We start from the raw sequence: 2183 nt of genomic DNA, 5'->3' as shown, positions 1-2183 counted from the left end.
TCCCGGACTTGATCCGGGACCGCTGGCCGTGACCAGCCCATCTCACCGCGCGCGCTGCGAACGTGCGCCTAAAGACAGCCACCGGTCCCGGATCAAGTCCGGGACGACGAGAGGCGTGCATCAGAACTCGATCCCCGTCTGCGCCTTCACGCCCTGCTCGCGGAAGGGGTGCTTCACCAGCGTCATTTCCGTCACGAGATCGGCCGTGTCGATCAGCCCCTGCGGCGCATTGCGTCCGGTCACGACGACGTGCTTCATCTCCGCACGCGCGGTCAGCACCTCAAGCACTTCCTCAAGCGGCAGGTAGTCATAGCGCAGCACGATGTTCAGCTCGTCCGCCAGCACCATGTCGTAGGCCGGATCGGCGACCATGCGCTTCACCTCGTCCCACGCCTCGCGGGCGAGGGCGATGTCGCGGGCGCGGTCCTGGGTGTTCCAGGTGAAGCCTTCGCCCATGGCCTTGAACTCGACGTTGTCGGGGAAGGCATCGAAGACGGCCTTCTCGCCGGTGGTCATCGCGCCCTTTACGAACTGGACGACGCCCACTTTCTTCCCATGCCCGATCATGCGCACCACCATGCCGAGCGCGGCCGTGGTCTTGCCCTTGCCCTTGCCGGTGTTGACGATCAGCAGGCCCTTTTCCACGGTCTTGCCCGCCATGATGCGGTCATGCGCGGCCTGCTTCTTCTTCATCTTCTCGGCGTGCTGTTCGTCGGTGCGTTCGGCCATCATCATGCTCCTGAGACTTGGGCGAGCAGCAGGCCCGCGCTGTTCGATCGGGGTTTCCAGAGGCCGCGCTCCAGCGCCTCGGCCAGCCGCGCGGCGGTTTCGCGAAGCGCGGCGGGGTTGGCCTGCGCCATGAAGTCACGCACCGCCTCATCCTCGATGAAGGCGGCGTGGACGGCGTCGAAGTGGTGGTCCTTCACCGCGCTGGTCGTCGCGGCGAAGGCGAAGAGGTAGTCCACCGAGGCGGCGATTTCGAACGCGCCCTTGTAGCCGTGGCGCATGACGCCCGCGATCCACTTGGGGTTGGTCACGCGGCCCCTCACGATGCGGCCGATTTCGTCCGCCAGCGTGCGGATGACGGGGCGTTCGGGGCGCGAGTGGTCGTTGTGGTAGCTGACCGGCGCGCGGCCCTTCAGGTGCTCGACCGCAGCGGCGATGCCGCCCTCGAACTGGTAGTAATCGTCGCTGTCGAGCAGGTCGTGCTCGCGGTTGTCCTGGTTCTGGACCACCGCGTCGGCCTGGGTCAGCCGCGCGGCGTAGAGATCGCGTTCGGCATCGCCCTCGATCCCGGCTCCATAGGCATAGCTGCCCCAGTCGAGGTAGACGTTCGCGAGGTCGGCGCGGTCATGCCACAGCTTCTCGTCGATCATCGCCTGCAGACCGGCGCCGTAGGCCCCCGGTTTCGAGCCGAACACGCGGGCTCCGGCGCGGCGGGCGGCGACGGTTTCGTCCTGCCCTTCAGCGGCGAGCATCGCGGTTTCGGCGCGGTGGCGGGCGGCGGCGGGGTTGTCCTCGGCGCTTTCCTCCAGCGCCATGACGGCGCGGGCGGCGCTGTCGATGAGGTCCATCTGCTCGGGGAAGGCGTCGCGGAAGAAGCCGGAGACGCGCAAGGTCACGTCCACGCGCGGGCGGCCCAGTTCGGCGAGCGTCATCATCTCGAACCCGGTGACGCGGCCCGAGGTCCACTCCCAGCGCGGGCGCACGCCCATCAGCGCGAGGGCCTGCGCGATGTCGTCGCCGCCGGTGCGCATGTTGGCGGTGCCCCATGCGGAGAGCGCGATGGCGCGCGGATACTCGCCCTCGCGCTGGAGGTAGTCCTCCACCAGCAGCTCTGCGGAGCGCTGGCCGAGATCCCAGGCGACGGCGGTGGGCACCGCGCGGGTATCGACCGAGTAGAAGTTGCGCCCGGTGGGCAGCACGTCCGGGCGGCCGCGCGTGGGGGCGCCAGAGGGTCCGGGCAGGACGAAGCGGCCGTCGAGCCCTGCGAGCAGGGCGGCGCTTTCAGCGGGGCCGCAGGCGTCCACGCGCGGGGCGAGGTCGGCGGCGATGGCGTGGAGGACGGCGGCGGTGCGCGGCAGGTCGTCGTCCCGGACTTGATCCGGGACCGCTGGCAAAACTTGGGGCGGGACATTGCCGGGCGCGCCGATGAGTAGGCTGTTCACGGCCAGCGGTCCCGG

Annotated in this window: 2 protein-coding genes; both read right to left on the bottom strand. The window is 69.4% G+C overall.

Features of this window, described 5'->3' with window-relative positions; translation table 11 throughout:
- Nucleotides 1-120: 120 nt before the first annotated feature.
- Nucleotides 121-729, bottom strand: coding sequence for a cob(I)yrinic acid a,c-diamide adenosyltransferase (gene cobO, locus ACYPYD_RS06790; RefSeq protein ID WP_459662568.1), 609 nt, complete (start codon nucleotides 727-729; stop codon nucleotides 121-123).
- 2 nt (nucleotides 730-731) lie between these two features.
- Nucleotides 732-2183: cobaltochelatase subunit CobN (locus tag ACYPYD_RS06785; RefSeq protein WP_459662567.1), on the bottom strand; the 1452-nt coding region annotated here is incomplete at its 5' end.

Source organism: Novosphingobium sp. 11B (assembly GCF_054589055.1).
Note: the sequence above shows the minus strand (reverse complement) of the source record. Positions and strands in the feature narration are given on the sequence as shown.